This is a genomic window from Pseudomonas sp. TH49, assembly GCF_016650625.1.
GTDB classification, from domain to species: Bacteria; Pseudomonadota; Gammaproteobacteria; order Pseudomonadales; family Pseudomonadaceae; genus Aquipseudomonas; species Aquipseudomonas fluorescens_H.
On the sequence record NZ_JAEKFL010000002.1, the window covers coordinates 2,185,192 to 2,207,442 of the forward strand.

General features: G+C 62.2%; 17 protein-coding genes. 7 read left to right on the top strand and 10 right to left on the bottom strand.

All coding sequences use genetic code 11. From position 1 onward, the window contains the following. Positions 1 to 74: 74 nt before the first annotated feature. Genes JFU48_RS27005 through JFU48_RS27020 form a run of 4 tightly spaced genes read right to left on the bottom strand, consistent with a single transcriptional unit; the run spans position 75 to position 2,685 of the window. Positions 75 to 1,388 (bottom strand): ATP-binding protein, encoded by a 1,314-nt coding sequence (locus JFU48_RS27005; RefSeq protein ID WP_201138228.1) that lies wholly within the window; start codon positions 1,386 to 1,388, stop codon positions 75 to 77. Further along, positions 1,385 to 2,053, bottom strand: a complete 669-nt coding sequence (locus JFU48_RS27010) for a response regulator transcription factor (protein WP_003223514.1) — start codon at positions 2,051 to 2,053, stop codon at positions 1,385 to 1,387. Before JFU48_RS27010 ends, JFU48_RS27005 begins: the two co-directional genes overlap by 4 nt. Positions 2,054 to 2,056: 3 nt before the next feature. Next, entirely contained in the window at positions 2,057 to 2,377 is a 321-nt protein-coding gene (locus tag JFU48_RS27015) for a PepSY domain-containing protein (RefSeq protein ID WP_003223510.1), read from the bottom strand. Continuing rightward, positions 2,377 to 2,685 carry a PepSY domain-containing protein gene (locus tag JFU48_RS27020; protein WP_003223509.1) on the bottom strand — a complete coding sequence of 103 codons (309 nt, stop codon included), beginning with the start codon at positions 2,683 to 2,685 and terminating at the stop codon, positions 2,377 to 2,379. The genes JFU48_RS27015 and JFU48_RS27020 overlap by 1 nt, the downstream gene beginning before the upstream one ends. Before the next feature lie 261 nt (positions 2,686 to 2,946). Between JFU48_RS27020 and JFU48_RS27025 the strand changes: the two genes are divergently transcribed. The 6 genes from JFU48_RS27025 (at position 2,947) to JFU48_RS27050 (ending at position 9,690) form a co-directional block, all read left to right on the top strand. Beyond that, positions 2,947 to 4,026, top strand: coding sequence for a patatin-like phospholipase family protein (locus JFU48_RS27025; RefSeq protein ID WP_003223508.1), 1,080 nt, complete (start codon positions 2,947 to 2,949; stop codon positions 4,024 to 4,026). Between the two features lie 95 nt (positions 4,027 to 4,121). Further along, positions 4,122 to 4,478 carry a 6-carboxytetrahydropterin synthase QueD gene (queD, locus tag JFU48_RS27030; RefSeq protein WP_003223505.1) on the top strand — a complete coding sequence of 119 codons (357 nt, stop codon included), beginning with the start codon at positions 4,122 to 4,124 and terminating at the stop codon, positions 4,476 to 4,478. Between the two features lie 448 nt (positions 4,479 to 4,926). Continuing rightward, positions 4,927 to 6,198, top strand: coding sequence for a cytosine permease (gene codB / locus JFU48_RS27035; protein ID WP_201138229.1), 1,272 nt, complete (start codon positions 4,927 to 4,929; stop codon positions 6,196 to 6,198). Between the two features lie 14 nt (positions 6,199 to 6,212). Continuing rightward, positions 6,213 to 7,448 carry a cytosine deaminase gene (codA, locus tag JFU48_RS27040; protein WP_201138230.1) on the top strand — a complete coding sequence of 412 codons (1,236 nt, stop codon included), beginning with the start codon at positions 6,213 to 6,215 and terminating at the stop codon, positions 7,446 to 7,448. A gap of 113 nt (positions 7,449 to 7,561) precedes the next feature. Continuing rightward, positions 7,562 to 8,218, top strand: coding sequence for a carboxymuconolactone decarboxylase family protein (locus tag JFU48_RS27045; RefSeq protein WP_201138231.1), 657 nt, complete (start codon positions 7,562 to 7,564; stop codon positions 8,216 to 8,218). 320 nt (positions 8,219 to 8,538) lie between these two features. Next, positions 8,539 to 9,690: an MFS transporter gene (locus JFU48_RS27050; protein ID WP_201138232.1), complete on the top strand. Its 1,152-nt coding sequence runs from the start codon at positions 8,539 to 8,541 to the stop codon at positions 9,688 to 9,690. Between the two features lie 118 nt (positions 9,691 to 9,808). Here JFU48_RS27050 and JFU48_RS27055 read toward each other — a convergent pair whose 3' ends face one another. The 4 genes from JFU48_RS27055 to JFU48_RS27070 form a co-directional block, all read right to left on the bottom strand. After that, complete coding sequence (locus JFU48_RS27055) at positions 9,809 to 12,232, bottom strand: TonB-dependent siderophore receptor (protein WP_201138233.1); 2,424 nt, start codon at positions 12,230 to 12,232, stop codon at positions 9,809 to 9,811. 98 nt (positions 12,233 to 12,330) lie between these two features. Beyond that, positions 12,331 to 13,314, bottom strand: coding sequence for a FecR family protein (locus JFU48_RS27060; protein ID WP_201138234.1), 984 nt, complete (start codon positions 13,312 to 13,314; stop codon positions 12,331 to 12,333). A 40-nt stretch (positions 13,315 to 13,354) separates the two neighbouring features. After that, complete coding sequence (locus JFU48_RS27065; protein WP_003223490.1) at positions 13,355 to 13,855, bottom strand: sigma-70 family RNA polymerase sigma factor; 501 nt, start codon at positions 13,853 to 13,855, stop codon at positions 13,355 to 13,357. A 95-nt stretch (positions 13,856 to 13,950) separates the two neighbouring features. Then, on the bottom strand, positions 13,951 to 14,328 hold the full coding sequence (locus JFU48_RS27070; protein WP_103484471.1) for a c-type cytochrome: 378 nt from the start codon (positions 14,326 to 14,328) through the stop codon (positions 13,951 to 13,953). A 224-nt stretch (positions 14,329 to 14,552) separates the two neighbouring features. Between JFU48_RS27070 and nhaA the strand changes: the two genes are divergently transcribed. Beyond that, on the top strand, positions 14,553 to 15,761 hold the full coding sequence (nhaA, locus tag JFU48_RS27075) for a Na+/H+ antiporter NhaA (RefSeq protein ID WP_201138545.1): 1,209 nt from the start codon (positions 14,553 to 14,555) through the stop codon (positions 15,759 to 15,761). A gap of 138 nt (positions 15,762 to 15,899) precedes the next feature. Here nhaA and JFU48_RS27080 read toward each other — a convergent pair whose 3' ends face one another. Next, the gene (locus JFU48_RS27080; RefSeq protein WP_201138235.1) at positions 15,900 to 20,369 is read right to left on the bottom strand and encodes a hemagglutinin repeat-containing protein; all 4,470 of its coding nucleotides are present in this window, start codon (positions 20,367 to 20,369) and stop codon (positions 15,900 to 15,902) included. 113 nt (positions 20,370 to 20,482) lie between these two features. Then, a complete protein-coding gene (locus JFU48_RS27085) occupies positions 20,483 to 22,210 on the bottom strand; it encodes a ShlB/FhaC/HecB family hemolysin secretion/activation protein (RefSeq protein ID WP_201138236.1) in 1,728 nt (575 codons plus the stop codon). Positions 22,211 to 22,251 lie beyond the last annotated feature (41 nt).

Consider the following 22,251-nt stretch of genomic DNA (forward strand, 5'->3'; position numbering starts at 1 on the left):
CAGACACATTGATTTCGAATGTATCGGCGCAATCGCGAGCAGGCTCACTCCTACAGTTTTTTGCCAGGCCGGGATCAGCGTTTAGGCAACTCGATCACCACCTTCAACCCGCCCCACTCGCTCTCGCCCAGCACCAGCACGCCGCCCCACGTCTCGACGATATCGCGCACAATCCCCAGCCCCAGACCATGCCCGTCAGTCTGCTCGTCGAGCCGCGTGCCCCGGCTGAACACCTGAGCACGCTGCTCTGCGGGAATCCCCGGCCCGTCATCCTCAACGCTCAGGGCGTAGCCGTCAGTTCGTTCGATCACACTCAGACGCACCTCGGCATCCGCCCATTTGCAGGCGTTGTCCAGCAGGTTGCCGAGCAGTTCCAGCAAGTCCTCGCGATCCCACGGCAGTTGCAGCCCCGGCGGCGCGACGTAACTCAACGCCAGATGCTCGCCGTGGATCATGTTCAGCGTCGCCAGCAGGCCCGGCAATTCCGCGTCACAGTCGAACAACGCACCCGGCAGCGCATCACCGGACAACCGTGCGCGATTGAGTTCACGATTGAGCCGCTGTTGCACCTGCTCCAGTTGTTCCTTGAGGATCTTGCGCAGCTCCGGATGGGCATCGAGTTTTTCGCTCGATGCCAGACTGAGCAGCACCGCCAACGGCGTTTTCAGCGCATGCCCCAGATTGCCCAGCGCATTGCGTGAACGCTTGAGGCTGTCCTCGGTGTGCGCCAGCAAATGGTTGATCTGCGCCACCAGCGGCTCCAGTTCCACCGGCACCTGATCGTCCAGTTGCGAGCGCTGGCCCTGCTGCAACTGGGCGATCTGCTCGCGAGCCCGCTCCAGCGGCTTCAACGCGCGGCGCACCGTCAGCCGTTGCAGGATCAGAATCAGCAGCAACCCGGCCAACCCCAGACCGAGGCCGATCTGGCGCATGCGCTGGAAACTCTCGCGCACCGGGGTGTAATCCTGGGCGACGCTGATCGAGATCGACTGCCCCAGACGTCGATAGTCCGAGCGCAATACCAGCAACTGCTGACCGTCCGGCCCCAGTTGCAGGTTGCTGTGCAAACCGGGGTGTTCCAGCAGCGGCAGATCCTGATCCCACAGCGAACGCGAGCGCCAGTGGCTGTCGGCAAAATCGATGCGGAAGTAGTGCCCGGAAAACGGTCGCTGATAGGCCGGCGACAGGTGCCGCTCATCCAGCTGCAACCCCTGCGGGCCGCGCACCAGCGCCACCAGCAGGCTTTCGCTGTCGTTGCGCAGTCCGGCTTCGAGATAGCGCTGCAAACCGACTTCGAACAACCACAGACTGGTTTGCGCCAGCACCACGCCGACGATCACCATCACGCTGATCAGGCCCAGGCTCAAACGGCGCTGGATCGACCTCACGAAGCTTGCCCGCCGAACAGGTAACCCTGGCCGCGACGGGTTTCGATCACGGCTTTACCGAGCTTGCGCCGCAGATGGTTGACGTGAACTTCGAGGACGTTGGAATCACGCTCGGTTTCGCCGTCGTAGAGGTGCTCGGCGAGGTGGGTTTTCGACAGGATCTGTTCCGGGTGCAGCATGAAATAACGCAGCAGACGGAATTCGGCGGCAGTCAGCTGAATCTCGCTGCCGTCGCGGATCACGCACTGGCGACCTTCATCCAGATGCAGGCCGGCCGCTTTCAACGTCGGCTGATTGGCCTGGCCCTTGGAGCGGCGCAACAGCGACTGCACCCGCAAGTGCAGCTCTTCGGGATGAAACGGTTTGGTCAGGTAATCATCGGCACCGGCCTTCAGGCCTTCGATGCGCTCGGCCCAGGAATCGCGGGCGGTGAGGATCAGCACCGGGGTCGACAGGCCCCCGGCGCGCCATTGCGCCAGCACCTCCAACCCCGGAACGCCGGGCAGGCCGAGGTCGAGAATGATCAGGTCATAGGGCTCACTGCTGCCCTGATAAACCGCATCGCGCCCGTCCGCCAGCCAGTCCACCGCGTAGCCTTGGCGCTGCAGGCCGGCGATCAGTTCGTCGGCGAGCGGCACGTGATCTTCCACCAGAAGCAAACGCATCGGTCAATCTTCCTTGTCTTTGAGTAATTGGCCGGAATCGGCTTTCAGGTGCAGTTCGCGCGCCACGCCCTCGACCGTCAGCAACTCGACTTCATAAACATAGACGTCGTGCTTTTCCTCCAGCTCGACTTCCAGCAGTTTCGCTCCGGGGTAGCGATCCAGTGCCTGTTGCAGCACCTGTTCCAGCGGCAGGATCACCCCCTGCTGACGCAGACGCAGTGCTTCATCGGGGCCAAGATCACGGGCCACCGCCACCGAGCAGAATGCCAATAGCACCAGGGCCAGTCGGCTGCCGGTGCGTGGCTGTAACAAATACGGCTTCATTAAGTATCCTGATGATCCTTGAGCACTTGCCCACTGACCGCGTCCAGTTCCAGGTCCCACTCCAGCCCTTGCGGGTCACGCATTTCGATCTGGTAGATGTACTTGCCGTACTGCTCTTCCAGCTCGGTATCGGTGATGGTCGAACCCGGGTGTCTGGTCAGCGCCGTGGCGTTGAGCTTCTCGAAGGACACGATAGTACCAGCGTCGCGCAGACGCAGGGCTTCATCGGGGCCAAGATCGCGGGCATGGGCGAGGCTGGCGGTCAGGCCGATGATCGCGGCAATGGACAGGGCAGTCAGGGTTTTCATGGGTGTCTCCGTATTTTTATGTGCAGCTACGGTGGGCACCTTAGCGGGAAGAACTTAACTGAAACTGAATTGCCATCATTGCCCCTGGCACCAACCTCATTTGCAGATTCATGCAAAACCCTGTGGGAGCGGGCTTGCTCGCGAATGCGGTGGGTCAGCAATAATGATGGCGACTGACACACCGCATTCGCGAGCAAGCCCGCTCCCACAGGGTCAAGTAGTGCGCCTATAATCCAAAGCTTGCTAACGATCGAGACCGGTATGACCGCCATCCACATCAAGTTCCCCGCCCTCACCCTCAAGGCCGGCCCTCGGGCCATGGCACGCATTCGTGCCCAAGGGCTGAACGCCGCTGACGTCGGCACACTGCCCGGTGCGGCGGGCGGGCCGAAGGCATTGGGGATTCAGGGGCTTGATCTGGCGTTGTTCGGCGAATGGCTGCCGAGCGCGCCACGCGAGCGCTCGCTGATCGGTGCTTCAGTCGGCTCCTGGCGCTTCGCCAGCGCCTGCCTGCCGGATGCCGCCGAAGGCATTCGCCGCCTCGGCCAGTTGTACGCCGAGCAGAACTTCAACAAAGGCGTGACCATGGCCGAGATCAGCGCGAGCTCGCAGCGCATGCTCAATGACCTGCTCGACGGCCGCGACGCCAGCATCCTCAACAATGCCGACTACCGCCTGAACATCATGGTGGTCAAAAGCCACGGACGCCTGGCCGACGATCATCGTGGCCGCCTCGGCCTGGCGCTGGGTTCGGTGATCGCCGATAACCTGCGCGGTCGCGCGCGCCTGTCGCGACACTTCGAACGGCTGATCATTCACGACCCACGCCTCGCCCCGCCGGTCAATGCGCTGCACGACTTCCCGTCGCGCTTCGTCGCCCTCAATGCCGGCAACCTGCGCCAGGCACTGCTGGCGTCCGGTTCGATCCCGATGGTCATGGAAGGCGTGCGCGACCTGCCGGGTGCCGGTGCCGGCACCTTCCGCGACGGCGGGCTGCTCGACTATCACCTCGACCTGCCCTACAGCGGCGACGGCATCGTGCTCTATCCGCACTTCACCGACCGGGTGATTCCGGGCTGGTTCGACAAGACTCTGCCCTGGCGCAAGGCCTCGGTCGAGCGCTTGCAGGACGTGCTGTTGCTGGCACCGTCGAAGGAATATCTGGCGCGCCTGCCCTACGGCAAACTGCCGGATCGTAACGACTTCAAGCGCTTCATGGGCGATGCGCCGAGCCGCCAAAAGTACTGGCACGCGGCGATGGACGAAAGCCGCCGCCTCGGCGACGAGTTTCTTGAACTGGCTGCCAACGGTCGCCTCGCCGAGCGCTTGCTGACCCTTTAGTCAGTGTTTTCCCGCATCGCCAAACACAAGCTGGTAAACTCGCCGCCTGCCCGAATCGCTGCGGCGAACGCCACCTGAACAGAGCCGAAAATACTGTGGAAATCTTCAAGGAATTTACTTTCGAATCCGCCCACCGCCTGCCGCACGTACCGGACGGCCACAAGTGCGGGCGCCTGCACGGTCACTCGTTCAAGGTGGCGATTCACCTGAGCGGCGACCTCGATCCGCACACCGGCTGGATCCGCGATTTCTCCGAGATCAAGGCGATTTTCAAGCCGCTGTACGAGCGTCTGGATCACAACTACCTGAACGACATTCCCGGCCTGGAAAACCCGACCAGCGAAGTCCTGGCCAAATTCATCTGGAATGAAATGAAGCCCCTGCTGCCGGAACTCAGCGCGATCCGCATTCACGAGACCTGCACCAGCGGTTGCATTTATCGCGGTGAATGATTCAACACAATCCCCCCTGTAGGAGTGAGCCTGCTCGCGATAGCGGTTTGTCAGACACATTGATTTCAGATGTGCCGATGCCATCGCGAGCAGGCTCACTCCTACAAAGGATTGGTGTTTTGTCAGGAAAAATAGAGAACAGCCCCCGAGGCTGTTTTTTTATGCCTATGCTTTTTGGCTTACCGCGACATCCCCGACCTCTGACCCCAACACAGTTCAAAACTGTAGGAGCGGGCTTGCTCGCGAAAGCGGTGTATCAGTCGCCATCTGCATTGGCTGACCGGGCGCATTCGCGAGCAAGCCCGCTCCCACATTGGGCCTGTGTGCGTTCTGGTGCACTGCTTTCGCCCCGAAATCCCTGACTCGGCTATACATAATCCGCATAACGGTCTTTGGCACGACCGCTGCAACCCACCCCGCGTCTCCCCAATCCAGCAAGGAACGCCCCATGACGCAGAACGATCCCGGCAACGACTACCCCCTCAGCGAAGTCCCGATGCATGCACGCAAAGGCCTGGCCTCAACCGCCATGGTGCTGCTCGGTTTCACCTTCTTCACCGCCACCATGTTTGCCGGCGGCAAGCTCGGCGTCGCGTTCAGTTTTGGCGAGATGCTCGCGGTAATCATCATCGGCAATCTGCTGCTCGGGCTCTACGCGGCAGGGCTGGGTTACATCGCGTTCAAAAGTGGCCTGAATTCGGTACTGATGGGGCGCTTCTGTTTCGGCGAGGTCGGCAGCAAGCTCAGCGACCTGATCCTCGGTTTCACCCAGATCGGCTGGTACGCCTGGGGTACCGCGACCGCCGCCGTGGTGCTCGGCAAATACTTCGATCTCGATGAAGGCACGGTGCTCGGCCTGATGGTGCTGTTCGGCCTGGTGTTCTGCGCCACGGCGTATGTCGGTTATCGCGGCCTGGAGATCCTGTCGTACATCGCAGTGCCGGCGATGATGTTGCTGCTGATGCTGTCGATGTGGGTCGCGACCGTAAAAGTCGGTGGCCTCGATGGTTTGCTCTCGTTGATGCCGAGCGGTTCGCTGGACTGGTCGACCGCGATCACGCTGGTGTTCGGCACCTTCGTCAGCGGCGCGACCCAGGCGACCAACTGGACACGCTTCTCGCGGTCGGCACGGGTTGCCGTGCTGGCGAGCCTGATCGGTTTTTTCATCGGCAATGGCCTGATGGTGCTGATCGGTGCCTACGGCGCAATCGTCTATCAGCAGCCGGACGTGGTTGAAGTGTTGCTGCTGCAAGGTTTCGCCATGGCCGCGATGGCCATGCTGTTGCTGAATATCTGGAGCACCCAGGACAACACCATCTACAACTTCGCCGTCGCCGGCTGCAACCTGCTGCGCACCGGGCGGCGCAAAACCGTGACCCTGGCCGGCGCGGTGATCGGCACCCTGCTCGCCCTGCTGGGCATGTACGACATGCTGGTGCCGTACCTGATTCTGCTCGGTACGGTGATTCCGCCGATTGGCGGGGTGATCATGGCTGACTTTTTCTTCCGCTGGCGCGGGCGCTATCCGCGACTGGCCGACGCACGGCTGCCGGCGTTCAACTGGCCGGGACTGGGGGCTTACGCGGTCGGCACGCTCGCCGCGTTCCACTCGCCGTGGGTTGCGCCGCTGGTAGGGATTGCTGCCGCCGCGCTAACGTATGTCATCGTCACCGGCCTGCTCGGCGCCCGTCGCGCCACCGTGCCATTACAAGACCTATAAGAAGGATTCGCCTGATGCACATCATCAACGCCCGACTGCGCAACCAGGAAGGTTTGCACGAATTGCACCTGGAAGACGGTCTGATCCGCAGCATCGGTCGCCAGACCGAAGCCCCGACCCTCAACCCCGGCGACCTCGATGCCGGCGGCAATCTGGTGGTGCCGCCCTTCGTCGAGCCGCACATCCACCTCGACGCCACGCTGACGGCCGGCGAGCCACGCTGGAACATGAGCGGCACGCTGTTCGAGGGCATCGAGTGCTGGGGCGAGCGCAAGGTCACCATCACCGAAGAGGACACCAAAACCCGCGCCAAGAAAACCATTCAGGCCTTGGCCGCCCACGGCATCCAGCACGTGCGCACCCACGTCGACGTCACCGATCCGCAGCTCACCGCGCTCAAGGCGATGCTCGAAGTGCGCGAAGAATCCCGGCATCTGATCGACCTGCAAATCGTCGCGTTCCCGCAGGAAGGCATCGAGTCGTACCGCAACGGTCGCGAGCTGATGGAAGAAGCGATTCGCATGGGCGCCGATGTGGTCGGCGGCATTCCGCATTTCGAGTACACCCGTGATCAGGGCGTCAGTTCGGTGAAGTTTCTGATGGACCTGGCCGAACGCACCGGGTGTCTGGTTGACGTGCATTGCGACGAGACCGACGACCCGCACTCACGCTTTCTCGAAGTGCTCGCCGAAGAGGCACGCAGTCGCGACATGGGCGCGCGGGTCACGGCCAGCCACACCACGGCGATGGGTTCTTACGACAACGCTTACTGCGCCAAACTGTTCCGCCTGCTCGGCCATTCCGGGATCAGTTTCGTCTCCTGCCCGACCGAAAGCATTCACCTGCAGGGGCGCTTCGACAACTTCCCGAAACGCCGGGGCGTGACCCGGGTCAACGAGTTGCTTGAAGCCGGGATGAACGTGTGTTTCGGCCAGGACTCGATCGTCGATCCGTGGTATCCGCTGGGCAACGGCAACATCCTGCGCGTGCTTGAGGCCGGGTTGCACATTTGCCATATGCTCGGCTATCGCAACCTGCAGAACGCGCTGGATCTGGTCACCGATAACAGCGCCAAGGCCATGCATCTGGGCGAGCGTTATGGTCTGGAACAGGGACGCCCGGCCAACCTGCTGATTCTGTCGGCGGATAGCGATTACGAAATGATCCGCAGCCAGGGCTTGCCGCTGTATTCGATTCGCGGCGGCAAGGTGTTGATGAAACGGCAAATGGCGGTGGTGGAGTTCGTCTAAGGTGTAGAGATCGGTGTCATTTCGATGCCGATCCATCCTTATGATGTCGTCCTTTCATGCCGTAGTTCGCGAAGTTGAACAGCCGCCATCCTCACGTTGCTTGAGGACATGCCATGCAACCGAAAACCGCTAACGCTCCCATGCTCACGCTATACAACGAAGGTCGTCAGACTTTCATCGACCTTGTTCCCGACGGCGGCGCCCGCCTCGATGCACTGTTTCATACAGTCCCCGCGCTGGCTGAACTGGCAGTGGGTGTGGTGTACGGGCATCTGCACGCTCGGCCGGGCCTTGATCCACGCCTGCGTGAAGCGGTTTCATTTGCTGCAATCGTTGCGTCGGGCATGGTCGGGCCACCGCTGAGCGTACATTTCAAAACCGGAATGGCGGCGGGTCTGGCGCCTGGGGAAATCACCGAAGTGTTGTTGCAGGCTTCAGCCTTTGCCGGCTTCCCCCGTGCTGTGAGTGCTGCGGATCAACTCAATCATCTGTTCGAGGATGCCGGACTGACTTCGCCACCGCCCCCCACTCCCCGGGAAGTGGCGCTGCAGTTTTGTGATCAGGTTCGTGCGGGACATCCACCGATTCCTGTCAGCACTGCGCTGAAGCGCCAGTTGCGTCAGGCCGACACACTGACATTGCAAGCGTGCTCGGCACAGACAGTGATCATCGAGTGCTTCCAAGCGGACGAGGTCACGCCGCAAGCAATCCTGCACCTGATGGTGCAAGGTGATCAGGCGACGAGAGTGACGCTTTTTGCTCCCCGCTGAACGCAGAAACTGATGCAGGTTTGAGCGCTGTTTCAGGCGCCAAATGCATTGCCTGAACCACCGCCTTCGCGGGCAAGCCCGCTCCCACAGGGTTCTGCACAGAACGGGCATTTGTGAACACCGGTCATCCAATGTGGGAGCGAGCCTGCTCGCGAAAGCGGTGTGTCAGCCGCCATATTCTTGCTTGGTACACCGCAATCGCAGGCAACCCCGCGCTCACAGGTTAGGATGTCGGCTGCAACTGCCCTGAGACCTGCGATCGAACCTCGACGCGCGATCACGGTCATTCGGGGACGCGACGTTTTTTGCCAAGGATCGATATGACCAGCCTCAACCCCCAAGACACCCTCGTCCCCGGACACCTGCAACAGATGTCGACGCGCATCGCCTTTTTCATCGCCGGCCTCGGGATTGCCGCGTGGGCGCCGCTGGTGCCGTACGCCAAAGCCCGCGCCGGGCTCGATGAAGGTACGCTGGGCCTGTTGCTGCTGTGCCTGGGAGTCGGCTCGATTCTGGCGATGCCGCTGGCGGGGATTCTCGCCACGCGCTTTGGCTGCCGCAAAGTCGCGACGGGCGGCACCCTGCTGATTTGCGCGGCGCTGCCGTTGCTGGCAACGGTATCGTCGATACCGGCGCTGATCGCCACGCTGTTCATGTTCGGCGCCGGCCTGGGCACGGTGGATTCGACCGTCAACCTGCAAGCGGTGATCGTCGAACGGGCCAGCGGCAAGCACATGATGTCCGGGTTTCATGGCCTGTTCAGCCTCGGCGGGATCGTCGGTGCGGCGGGCGTCAGCGCCCTGCTCGGCCTCGGGCTGACGCCGCTGGCAGCGATGCTGGTGGTGGTGGCGGTGTTGATCGGCGCACTGTTCAAAGCGGTGCCGCACATGTTGCCGTACGGCAGTGAAAGTTCCGGCCCGGCATTCGCCATTCCCCACGGTATCGTGCTGTTCATCGGCGGAATGTGTTTCATCGTGTTCCTCACCGAAGGCGCGGCGCTGGACTGGAGCGCGGTGTTCCTCGCGCAGGAACGCGGAATCGATACAGCCTATGCAGGACTCGGTTACGCGGCATTTGCCCTGACCATGACGGCCGGACGTTTGATGGGTGACCGGATTGTCCGGCGTCTGGGCGCCACACGGGTGATTCTGTTTGGCGGGTTGCTGGCAGCGGCAGGCCTGTTTCTGGCGACCTTCGCCCCGAGCTGGGAAGCCGCGCTGCTGGGTTATGCGCTGGTCGGGGCCGGCTGTTCGAACATTGTGCCGGTGCTGTACACGGCGGTGGGCAAGCAAACCGTGATGCCGGAAAGCATCGCGGTGCCGGCGATCACCACACTGGGTTATGCGGGGATTCTGGCGGGGCCGGCGGTGATCGGCTTAGTCGCGCATGCCAGCAGTTTGAGTTTTGCTTTCGGCTTGATGGCGGTGCTGTTGCTGGCCGTGGCCATTGGCGGAAAAGTCCTCAAGGTCTGAACACCCATCATTGTGGCGAGGGAGCTTGCTCCCGCCGGGTTGCGCAGCGACCCCAAAAAATCGGGCCTGCTGCGCAGTCCAGCGGGAGCAAGCTCCCTCGCCACAGGGTCAGGCGTCATTAGAAACCGACGCTGGCCTGTACAAAGAACGTCCGCGGTGCGCCCACATACATCCCCGAATTGTTGTCGCTGGAACGGGTGAAATACTGCTTGTCGAAGACATTTTTCACCCCGGCGCCGAGCTTCAGGTTCGACACCTGCGGCCCGAAGTCATACCCGCCGCGCACGTTCCAGGTCACGTAACCCGGGATGTCGCCGTACTGCCCGTCAGCCGTGCCTTCGGTGATGTAGTTGCCGTTGAAGCTGCCATCGGCGTTGACCCCGGTGCCCGGCGAGCGCTGTTTCGATTGGGCGAAACCGTCGATGTTGTACGTCCAGCGATTGATGTCGTAACGCAAGCCCACGGTCGCCACCTGCCGCGAATAGAACGGCAGATCACGGCCCTTGAAGCCCGGAATCTCGCCTTCGTAGGTGGCGCGGGTGTAGGTGAAACCGGCGTTGGCGGTCAGACCGTCGAGACGCGGATCGAGCGCCGCCATGTCGTAATGCACCGACGCTTCGATGCCTTGGTGCTTGGTCGCGCCAAGGTTGGTCCAGCCGACATCGTTGCTGATGTATTGCAATTCGTCATCGAAGTCGATGTAGAACAGCGTCACTTCCCCGCCCCACACGTCATCGTTGTAGCGCGTACCGATCTCGTAGGTCTTGGCTTTTTCCGGCTCCAAACCGTTGGCGGTCTGGTCACCCGAGCCGCCCTGGCCGAGCTGGAAATACTGCAGGCTGCCGAACGAAGTTTCGTAGTTGGCGAACAGTTTCCACGCGTCCGACAGGTGATACATCACGCTCAGCGCCGGCAGCGGTTCGTTGCTTTCGATGCTGCGGTTTTTCTCCGGAACGCGCTTACCCGATGTGTCGAGTACGGCGCGGTCGTGCCAGTCGGTGCTGATGTGCTCGAAGCGAATGCCCGGGGTGATGGTCCAGTTGCCGACGTCGATCTTGTTGTCGACATACACCGAGTTGGCCTCGGTGCCACCGGTGCGGTCCTGGAACACATGGCCGTCGGACGTCGGGGTGACCACCGGCTGATTGTTGACCAGCGCCAGACGGCTCGACTGTTCGTGCATCGCCTCTTTCAGGTAGCGATAACCGACGCTGACTTCCTGAGTGGTCGGGCCGACGTCGAAGACCCGCGACACACGCGGCTCGACACCCAGGGTGTAGTAGGAACGCGGGTACGAGCTGAGGGTTTTCTGGTCGCGCGCGGCGATGGTGCTGCCGCGAAAGCTGTCGGTGTAGTAAGTGAGAATTTCTGCCTGGGTGCGCTCGTCGATCTGGCGAATCCACTTGAACGACACGTCCTTGCGCCGCCCGCTGAAATTGTCGTAATCGCGCACCGAGTCGTACGGCTTGTCGTCGTACTGCTTTTGCGTCAGGCCGCCGGGCATGTCGGCACTGGCGTCGTAGTAATGGAAGTTGAGGCTGAAATCGTCCTGATCGGTCGGCGCCCAATGGGTCTTGAGCAGCACGTCGTCGATGTCGTTGCCGTTGTTGCGCTCGCGGTAACCGTTGCCGTTGACCCCGGAATACAACAGCGCCACGCCCATGCCGTTGTCGGCAGTGCCGCCGAGGAACGCCGTGTCGATGTGCTTCCAGCCGCCGTAACGGGTGGTCTCCAGCGTGGTGCCGATTTCCCCGGTGGCTTTTTCCGGAATGGCGCGGGTGACGAAGTTGATCACCCCGCCGACGTTTTGCGGGCCGTAACGCACGGAACCGGCGCCGCGTACCACGTCGATGCTGTCGAGGTTGCCCGAGGAGATCGGCGCCATCGACAGTTGTGGCTGACCGTACGGCGCGAACGCGGCGGGCACGCCGTCAATCAGCACCGTGGAGCGTGGCGACAGTCGCGAAGTCAGGCCACGCACGCCAACGTTCAACGCGATGTCGCTGCCGCCGGTGCCGTTGGAGTCCTGCACCTGCACACCGGGCACGCGCTTGAGCACGTCACTGACGTTCATCGCGCCCTGCTCGACCATGGCTTCGCGGCGGATCACCGTGCGTGCGCCCGGGTGGTTCTGCACCACCGCAGCGTCGGCGTCGCCGAGCCAGTCGCCGACCACTTTGATGTCGGTCACGCCCAGTTCCAGCGGGCCATTGCTGGCGGCAGTTGTGGCCGGCGACAGGGTCACCGAGCCTTCGTTGATCTGATAGTCCAGGCCGCTGCCCTGCAACAATTGGCGCAACGCCTGCTCGGGAGAAATGTCGCCATCGACCGCCGGAGCCTGTTTGCCGGCGACCAGATCCGGGCTGAAAAACACCTGCAGCGAGGTTTGCTGGCCCAGCTCGCTCAGGGCCTGGCCCAACGGCTGGGCGCGGATGTGAATGGCTTCAGCGGCGAAGGCCTGCGGCATCGCCGCATTGACCGCCAGCGCGAGGGCCAGCGGTAACCAGGGGGATTTTTTGTTGTGGGCTGAGGTGTTTTTCACGTCGAACGTAGTCCTGTGGATCGCAAGAGTGTGCGTCTGTTAATGCAAACCAGTTGCAGTTGAACAGGAAGACGATGAACTCGAAAAAAACCTGAATTTTATTTTGAAATTATTTCCTGACTGCCATCGGCCAGGGTGCGAACGGCCACCGGCAGGATGCTCGGCAGGACCTTGAGCAAGGCGTCGGTGTTGTCGGATTTGAACACGCTGGTCAGGCGCAGACCGGCCACGGCCGGGTTGCTGACCGTCAGTGGCTTGTCGCGATAACGCGAAACTTCCGCCGCCACTTCGCTGAGGCTGGCGTTGTTGAATACCAGTTTGCCGCTGCGCCAGGCCGTCAGTTCGGCGGGATTGACCGCGTAGGCGGCAGCGACTTTGCCCTCGGCATCGACATGGGTGCCGAGGCCTGCGGTCAGGTTGATGAATTGATTGTCCGCTGCATTGCGCCCCTGCACCTTGACCGTGCCCTGCTCCACCGCGACCCGGGTTTGCGTGACATCGCGGCGCACATCGAAACGCGTGCCGGTGACCGTGACCTTGCCACTACCGGCCTCGACCACGAACGGGCGCGCGGTGTCGTGCTGAACGCTGAACATCGCCTCGCCTTCACTCAATTCGATCAGCCGCCGATCCTTCTCATAATGCACTTGCAGACGGCTGCGACTGTTCAGGTCGATCACCGATCCGTCCGGCAGCGCCACATGCTTGCGTTCACCCAGCGCCGTGGTGAACTCGGCGCTATAGCCGTCCGGGTGATTCAAGCCACTGAACAAACCGAGGCCGAGCGCCACCGCCAGTACACTGGCCGCCACGGCATAGCGCACCAGCGGACGACGTTCGCGACGAGTTAGCGGGGCTTCGACGAGGGCCTTGAGGCGCGGCGCCGGCAGCAGATCCGCCGCCGTCCACAAGCCTTGCAGCAACTGGAATTCGTCACGGTGTTGCGGATGCTGGTTCAGCCAGGCGTCGAAGCGCTGCTGTTCGTCGGCACTGATCAGCGGTTCCTGCAAACGCACAAACCAGCGTGCTGCCTCATCACGCACCGTTGTTTGCCCGCACGCGCAATCACGGGTATCCATCATGGAATGTCCTGTCGGGCTGGGGATGAAAAGCGCTGGCCGCTCATGACTGCATGCCGTCGAGACGATCGCGCAAGTGGCGCAGGGTGCGGATCATATACTTTTCGACCATGTTCCTCGACAGCCCGAGGCGTTCGGCGATTTCCGCCTGGGTCAGCCCTTCGATCTTCTGCCAGACGAAAATCTTCCGGCAGTTGAGCGGCAATTCCTGCAGCGCCCGTTCGATGGAGTCGGCCAGCTGGATCGCCTGCATGTAATGCTCCGGGTCGCCGGTGGACGACACACTGTGATCGATCGCCTGCGACTCCATGGCTTCCCGCCGATCCTCACGCCGATAACCGTCGACCGCGATGTTGCGTGCGGTTTGGTGCAGATACGCCCGTGGCTGCTGCACCGCTGCCGAATCGGATTCAAGCACCCGCACAAAGGTGTCGTGCGCCAGATCCTCGGCCTGCGCACGATTGCGCAGACGCCGGGTCCAGGTGCCGATCAACTCTTCGTAATGCTCGAAAAAGCCGGGTCTGCGGGGCAGCATGGGGTTCATGACAGCGTGCGGTGGAAAGGGGCGTGAATAGTAATGCTTCCTATTAAGCCCGGCAATTCATTCCTTGGAGACCCGATCCGCCGTTCATCTCCAGGTCATCGTGCTTTTGCAATCACCTCACTCATGTATTGATGCAGATCGCGAAAATCCTGAACGCTCCAGGCGTGCGGCGCGATCTTCACGCCGTTGTCCTGCAAGGTTTTTGGAATCAGGTTTCCATTGGGACGAAGGATGATCGAGGACACGATGACGCCCGGATAATCCCTAAGGCGTTTCTTGAAGGTGGCTGTTGTCAGGTCAGGCGTTGGCGGATTGCTTTTATTGGCCAATGGCCCGGTTGCCTTGATATCGGCGCCGTGGCACACAGCACATCGCTGGACATACAGATTTTTGCCGTTGACATTTTCCGCAACGGACAGGGAGGTCTGAATGACTGATAACAAAGCGAATAAGGTGACGAGGGTTGTTTTCATTTTTATAGAGGGTCAGAGGCTGAAACGGACGGCGCACAGCTAAGCACACATCAGGAAGCCAATTTCCACGTATCGAGAAATTGCCGGGCAGCGACCCACGTCGTCGAGTTTTTCGCAGCCGTCCCGCCTATTGTGTAAAATGCCGCCCGGGTGCCACCGCAACAACGCGGCAGGGCAGGTTTAATTCAGCGCAGGTCGGGCCGCCGCGCGGAGTTGCCGTGCCTATGAGCCACGATCCGTCACGCCTGCATGCTGCCCCTGCCCGCCAGGATTCGCCGTCTGCCCTGGCCTTTCTCTCCCGATTCTTCGCCGCCGAGTCTGCCGGTGGTCTGATCCTGATGGCCGCGGCCCTCGCCGCACTGTTGGTCGCCAACTCGCCGTGGGCGGCCACGTATTTCTCTACCCTGCATATCAAAGTCGCTGGCTTGTCGATCGAGCACTGGGTGAACGATGGCCTGATGGCGATCTTCTTCATGCTGGTGGGCCTGGAGATCAAGCGCGAAATGCTCGCCGGTCAGTTGTCGACCTGGGGTCAGCGTGCGCTGCCGGGCTTTGCTGCGGTGGGTGGGATGCTGGTACCGGCGCTGATCTACGTCGCAATCAACTGGGGCAATCCGCAGACCCTGAGCGGTTGGGCGATCCCCGCAGCCACCGACATTGCTTTCGCCTTGGGCGTGCTGTCGCTGCTGGGCAAACGAGTACCCGTGTCGCTGAAAATCTTCCTGTCCGCGCTGGCCATCCTCGATGACCTGGGCGCGGTGGTGATCATCGCGATTTTCTACACCAGCGGCCTGTCGATAAGCATGCTGCTGGCCTCGTTGGCGGTGATTGCACTGCTGGTGATCCTCAATCGCTGCGGTGTCAAAAAGCTTTGGCCATACCTGATCGCCGGCGCCTTCCTGTGGTTCTTCATGCTGCAATCGGGGATCCACGCGACCCTCGCCGGGGTGATTCTGGCCCTGTGCATCCCGCTGGGTAATCCGGAGGACGAGCACAACTCGCCGCTGCTGTACCTCGAAGAAAAAATGCATCCGTGGGTGGCGTTCGCCGTGGTGCCGATTTTCGGTTTCGCCAACGCTGGCGTGTCATTGGCCGGCATTTCTCCGAGCAACCTGCTTGAGCCGGTGCCGCTGGGCGTGGCGCTCGGGCTGTTGTTCGGCAAGCAGATCGGCATCCTCGGCCTCGGCGCCCTGGCGATTCGCAGTGGTCTGGCGCAGCTGCCGCAAGGCGCCAGCTGGCTGCAGCTGTATGGCGTCGCCCTGCTCTGCGGGATCGGCTTCACCATGAGCCTGTTCATCGGCGCACTGGCGTTCCCGGGCGCAGCGCACCTGGTCGATTCGGTGAAGGTGGGTGTGTTGCTGGGTTCGATTTTGTCCGCGCTGCTGGCGGTGGTCGTGCTGATGAGCGCGGGCAAGGCGAAGGCTTCGAACTGATCGCCGGATCTGGTCGAGACAGAAACCAATGTGGGAGCGGGCTTGCTCGCGAAAGCGTCAATTCAGTCAGCTAATTTATCGACTGAATCACCGCCTTCGCGAGCAAGCCCGCTCCCACAGTTTTTACAGCGGTGATGCTTAGCCTTTTTCGTCGATCCCGGCCTGCAGAGTCTGGCTGTCCAGATTGCCGCTCAGGGTCACCGGACCGACTTTCAGATTGCCGTTATCGAACGACACCTTGGGTGCGTTCTCCTCGGTTTTCTGCGGCAGATCCAGTCCGGCTTTTACCCCGTACTCACGACTGACCAGATCGCTGCTACCGACCTTCGAACCGCCCAGATCCAACTTGCCTTCAGTCGATGAAATCCGCGCGCCGGTCAGCTGCGTGCCACCACCAACGTTCAACTTCACACCCTGATTGCCACTGATGCCGGAGGCCTGCGCCACGCTGTCCTTGTGGGTGTATTCGCCCTGCGCTTTCAGCGTTGGTTTGTAGTCAGTGCCGGCGAGTTTTTCCTTGTCGCTCGGTGGGTTTTTCTTCGCGGTCAGGCCCAGATCGACATCGACCTTGGCTTGGGTCTTCGAGTCCTGACGGCTTTCCACGATCAGATCACCGGCAACCTTGCCACTGACATTTTTCGCGTCGATCCGCGCGCCCGACAGCCGTGCATCACCTGCGCTGTTGAGCACCACGCTGTCAGCCTTGATCTGGCTGTTCTGCTGGGTGGTGCCTTGCAGGTAGTCGACGCCGACCTTGGCCCCGGCGTTGAAGCCGTGATCGCTGCTGGCCTTTTCGTCGGCTGCGGTCGGGGTCTTGCTGCTGAGGTTGCCGCCGGCATTCAGCGCGACGTTCCAGTTATTGCGACTCTCGGTGGACTGCGCCGACTCTTGAACGTAACCGCCCTTCTGCGCATCGATGCTGACGTTCGGCGCGCCGACTTGCGTGCCTTGCAGGTGCACCGCGTCACCGCTCAAGGCGATTTGGCTCTGGCTGTTGAGCTGGCCACCGGTCAGGGTTTGCGAGTTTTCGTTGATGCGGCCGATGTTGAAGTTGCCGCTCAGATTGCCGCCCTGATCACGACTCTTCTCGCTGCTGGATTTGCTACCGCCGCCCTTTAAACCGCCGCCGAGATTGCTGCCAGTCGCGGTGTGGGTATCAACGGCCGCTTGCAGATCAAGCTTGCCGTCAGCGTGCAGCTCAATGCCGCCAGCGCTGTCGATCTGCGTGCCTTGCTGAACCTGATTGCCGCCGCTGCTCAGTTGCACCGGGCCGTTGCCGCTGATGCTCGCCACGTGAGCCTGCGTGTCAGAGGTCTGCTTGCCGGTGTGGTCGAGCTGGAAGCCAGCGCCGAGGTCGACGTTGGTGCCGTCGGTGCCCGGCAAGGTGCCGACGGTCAGCGAGCCGTTGCCGCGCAGGCTGGAGTCGCTGCTGCTCTGGCGGTCGTTGGCCTGATTCAGCGCCAGATCGCCGCCGGTCTTGATGTTCACACCGCCCTGCCCGCCGTCGAAACGGCTGCCAGCGAACTGCGCGTCAGCACCGACGTTGATGTTCACGCCTTGATTGCCGGCATAGCCGCCGACCACCGCCGTGCTGCTGTCCTTGCTGGCGTAGCTGTTGCCGCCCGCGCCGCTGCCGGCAACGTTCACGTCTTCGCCGGTCTTGGTGTAGACGCGCACGTCGACCTTGGCGTCCACCGAGTTATCGGTGCTGCTGTGAGTGTTGCTCACGGCGTCGGCAACCAGTTTGTCAGCGCTGATGTTGACCTTGCCGTTGCTGGCGCTGTACTGGGTGCCCTGGTCGTGCAGGGTGCCGGCGGTTTTCACGTCGACGCTGCCGCCGTCGAAACGGCTGACCACCGCGTTGCTGTTCTGCTCGGTCTTGTCGGCGCTGCCGTGACCGATCGCCACGTCGAGGCCGACGTTCGGCTGGCCGAGATTGCTCAGGGCCTCCTTGTCCGGCACCTTGCCGTCGAGCACATCCTTGACCGCACCGGCAATCGGGCGGGCGATGTCCTTGTACTCGACGTTGGCGCCGATGTCCGCCGACCAGTTGCTCTGGTTGTGCGTGGTGCTTTCGGTGTTGCTGGCCGCGCGGTTGTCGATCGCGTTGGCCGCGACGTTCAGACCGTTGCCAGCCTTGACCTGCGCACCTTCGGTCAGCAGCTTGTCGGCGTTGATGTTCAGGCTGCCGCTGCTCTGCACGTGGGTGGTTTGCGCGGTAGTTTTGCTGCTGCTGTCTTGCGCGGTGCTGTGGGCAAAATCAACGCCACTGCCGGCGCGATCGAGGCCACCGGTGTAGTAGAAACCACCGCCGGTGCTGGAGGTGTCGGATGAGGTTTTGTGGCTGTCCTGTTCGGCCAGCAACGACACATTCTTGCCACTCAGCGTGGTATCGCCAGCAGTGGATTTGACTTCACCGCCCTTGATCGTCAGATCGCCGCCGGCCTTCACCTGCACGCTGCCGCCGCTGAGGCTCGAACCTTGCTGGTTGACGTCGTTACGGGTGACGGTCTGCTGCTTGTCTTCGTAGTGCACCCCGGCGCGGTATTGCTCCGGCGTTTGCTCTTTGGCGTAGGCATCGAAGCCACGGGTCTCGGTGGTCGAACTGCTGTCGTGGGTGTTCTGCGTGGAATGCACGTTCACATCCCCCGCAGCGTCCGCCGTCAGCGCGCCGCCGGCCTTGACCGTGGAACCGGCGACTTCGATGTCCTTGGCGCTCTTGAGCTTGAGGTTGCTGTCGGAGACCAGCTCGCTGCGCACCGTGGTGCTGTCCTTGGCGTTCTGCCGCGACTCGTCCTTGGTGATGCCGAAGAACTTGCTGTCCTTGTCGCGGTTGTTGCTGTGCGAGGTGTCCTGCACGCCGTCGATCACCAGCGAACCCTGATCGCTGATGACGCTGGCCTCGGTTCCGCCACGGACCTGGCTGCCGCTGATGCGTACATCGTCGGCCTTGACGATCAGTTTACCGGCGGCGTTGATTTTGCTGCCCTGATGCTGAGTCTGGCCCTTGTCGGCGTCACCGGTCTTGCCGAAGAAACCACCGCCGACCAGGTCGCCAGAATAACTGTTGTTATTGCTGCGGTTGGTGCGGGTGGCCGTGGTGACCTCCACCTGTTTTCCCGTCAGTTTCACATCACCGGCGCTGTTCAATTCAGCGCCTTCGGAACGCAACAACGCGGCGGTCTGCAGAGCGATATTGCCGCCCTTCAACTGGCTGCTGATGCTGCGCTGTTCTTCGCTGCTGTTGTTCCAGTCGGCCTTCCACAGATGCTTGCGATGGTTGCCCTGATCGGTCTGGGTGTGGCTTTCGGTGGCCGCGGTCAGGCGCAGATCGCCGCCGCTTTGCACATCGAGATTTTTCGCTGCTTCAACCTTCGCGGCTTTGAGTTCGGTGTCTTTGCCGGAGGTCAGCCTGGCGTCGCGGCTGGCGACGATCTGGCTGCCGTGCTGGCGAGTTTCACCGTCGGTCTGGGTCCGGTCGTAGGTTTCCCAAGTGATGCCGATGGTGCTGTTGCTCCAGTTTTCGCGCTTCTCTTGGAGCTTGCGGCTTTCCACGGTGCTCAGGGTCAGATTGCGCTTGGCATTGACGTTGACGTCGCGACCACTGACATCGGTGGCGGCCAGCGTCAGGTCGTTGCCGCTGTGCAGGCCGACATCACCCTGACTGCTGCGAATGCCGGCACGGGTCACTTCGAGGCTGTTGGGGATGGCTTCACCGCTGACGCTGAGGTCGCCGGCGGAACGAATCTGCACGCCGTCACGCCCGGCCACTTGCACCGCCCCCACTCGCACGCCCGCGCCTTCGGCGGTGCTGACGATGTTGATGCGCCCGGCCTGCATCGCGCCGAACAGGCTGGCGTCGATGCGTTGATCCTGGGTGTTGCCCGCCGGGTCCACGGCTTTGACCTGACCGCTGGCGTAATCGACCTGATTGCGTCCGACCGTGAGGTTCAGTTGATCGCGGGCGTCGATGCGGCCCCGGCTGTCGATACGCGGAGCAATCAGGTTGACCGAACCCTCGGCATTACGCAGGCCGCCACTCTGAATCTGCAACTGTCCGCTGGCGTCGCGGCTGCTCAGGGCTTGCAGTTTGCCGTCGTTCAATTCCGGACGCCCGACCAGCAGACTGGCGTTCGGCGTGTTGATGAAACTGCCGCCGTTCACCGAGATGCCGTTGGGGTTGGCCAGCACATAATCGGCCGCGCGGCCGAAGATTTCCTGGGCGCCGTTGATGGCCGAAGGGTTGCGGCTGATCACCTCGTTGAGGATCACGCTCGCCGCCTGGCCCTGCAGTTGCGGGTTGGCCGCCAGTTGCCCGGCGAGCTGCGATTGCCCGGCCTGCAAGGCGTTGTTCAGCACCAGGCCCTGACGGTCGACGTTGTAGTCGAGGAACTGGTTGTGCGACAGGCCCGAGCCGTTGGGCGCGACGATATTGACGATGGGCACGCCGCCTTGGGTCTGCAATTGCGCGGTGCCGCCGGGGCCGGGAGCGACCACCACACCGCCGGCGATGGCGCTGGGCAGGTGCACGGCGAAGAACAGGCTGGCGATCGCCCAGCGCAGTTTGCCCCGAGGAGAAAGATGGAATGCAAAGGTGTGTGCTGGCATAAAAACGTCTCCATGTAAGTACTGCATCACGGCGCGCGATTTAGTCTTGGCCGTGGCTGTCGCGCTCAGATCCGACGGCTGTTTGTTCACTGCTTGATGAGTCTCGGTAGTGCTCATATATGCAACCCCACGCGCATCAGCCAGGTCTCTGGTTCGTGCTGCAAACCGTTGGGGGTGTTGAGAGCGCGTTGGTAATCGATGTCCACTTGCAGATTCTTCCAGCCCAGATTCAGCCCGACGCTGGCACCGCTCAGGCGTTGGCCCTGGGCGCCGTGGTCAGCCTTGAGCCAGCCGTTGTCCAGGCCCACCCGCGGGGTAATCTGCACCGGCCAATCACTGCGCAGCGGCAGACGCAGGGTGTTGCGCCAGATCGCGCCGCTGGCGCCGGAAGCGCTGCTGACCCGATAGCCGCGCACCGCCGAATCATCGGTGCCGAGCAACTGTTCGATGGCCGGTAAGGGGTCGGGGCTGTATTGCAGATTGAGCTGGCTTTGCCACTGCCACGCTTGCGCGCCGAACTGGCCGTTGCGCCATTGACTGAGGCCGGCGCGGTACTTGCGAAACTGCGCTTTGGGCAGGTTGCTGACCGCATGATTGGCGTCGTCATCGGCGCCCAGCCAGCGCAAGCCTTGTGAGTAGCTGAAGTCGAGATTCCACACCGCACGGTCGAGCCAGAACAGGTTGAGTCCGGCTTCGGCCACGGTCAGGGTCGGGCTTTGAATGCCCAGGCGGACATTTTCCAGATAGCTGTCGACGTCCTTGTGCGCCAACTGCAGATTGGCGCTGAGCTGGCGGCTCTGGTCGCGCCATAACACGCGGTCGGCGCGCAGGCTCAGTTGATCGGTGATGCCGGTGCTGTACAAGGTCGCGCTGGGCAGTTTGAACGGCGCGCGGTATTCGGCGTGGCTGGCGAACGCGCTGTAGGTCCAGTAGCCGTAGGGAATCGCGTAATACAGGCTGGCGTTGCGACTGTAGCGGTCGCCCTGATTCAAGGTGTCGCTGGCGCTGAGGCTTAACAGATCGTTGAGTTGCAACGGGCTGTCGAAACTCAGGCTGACGGTATCGCGATCACGCCCGGTGCTGGCGCTGCCAAGGTTGTCCATGCCCAGGCCCAACGCCCAGCGCGACTGCCCGGAGGTGCGCGAGCGCAGGATGATGCGCGAGGCACCCGGTTGGCTGCCGGGGGCGATGTCGGCGGTCAGGTCGATCGAACGCAAGCGGTTCAGTTGATCCAGGCCTTGCTCCAGATCACGCAGGTTCAGCGGCTGGCCGAGCATGTGCGGGAACGCGCCGCCCAGTGAAACGGGCAGGCTCTGATCGGCCAGTTCGATGGACTCGATGTAGCCCTCGTCGACCATGATGTCCAGCGACTGCCCCGCCTCCGGCGCGCTCAGCAAGTACGGGCGGCTGGCGATGTAGCCCTGCTCGACATAGGCGGCGGTGATGGTCGCCAGCAGATGGTTGATCTGGCCGACGCCCATGCACGGCGCCAGCAGCGGTTTGATTCGCGCGTTGAGTTTGTCGCTGTCGATCAGGGTGACGCCGCCGATGCGCGTGCCGCTTAGCGGCCAGCAGCGTTCATCGGGGGTGACGGTTTGCGGGATGGCCGGCGTGGCCGGTGCCGGACCGAACGCACCACGCTCCAGTTGGCGCTTGCGTTGTTCCATCTGCAGTTGTTGCAAATCGCGCTGTTGCTGTTGCTGCTGGCGCAGCACTTCCTGGCCCGGCGCAACAGGGTCAGCCGCTTGAATCGAGGAAGCACACACACTCAACACAAAGGCCGACAACAGCGGGCAAAGCGTGGAACGACGACGGAAAACAGCGCAAAGCGAATACGGCACGCAACATCCTTGCAATCATAAAATGGCGTAATGCCACCCCA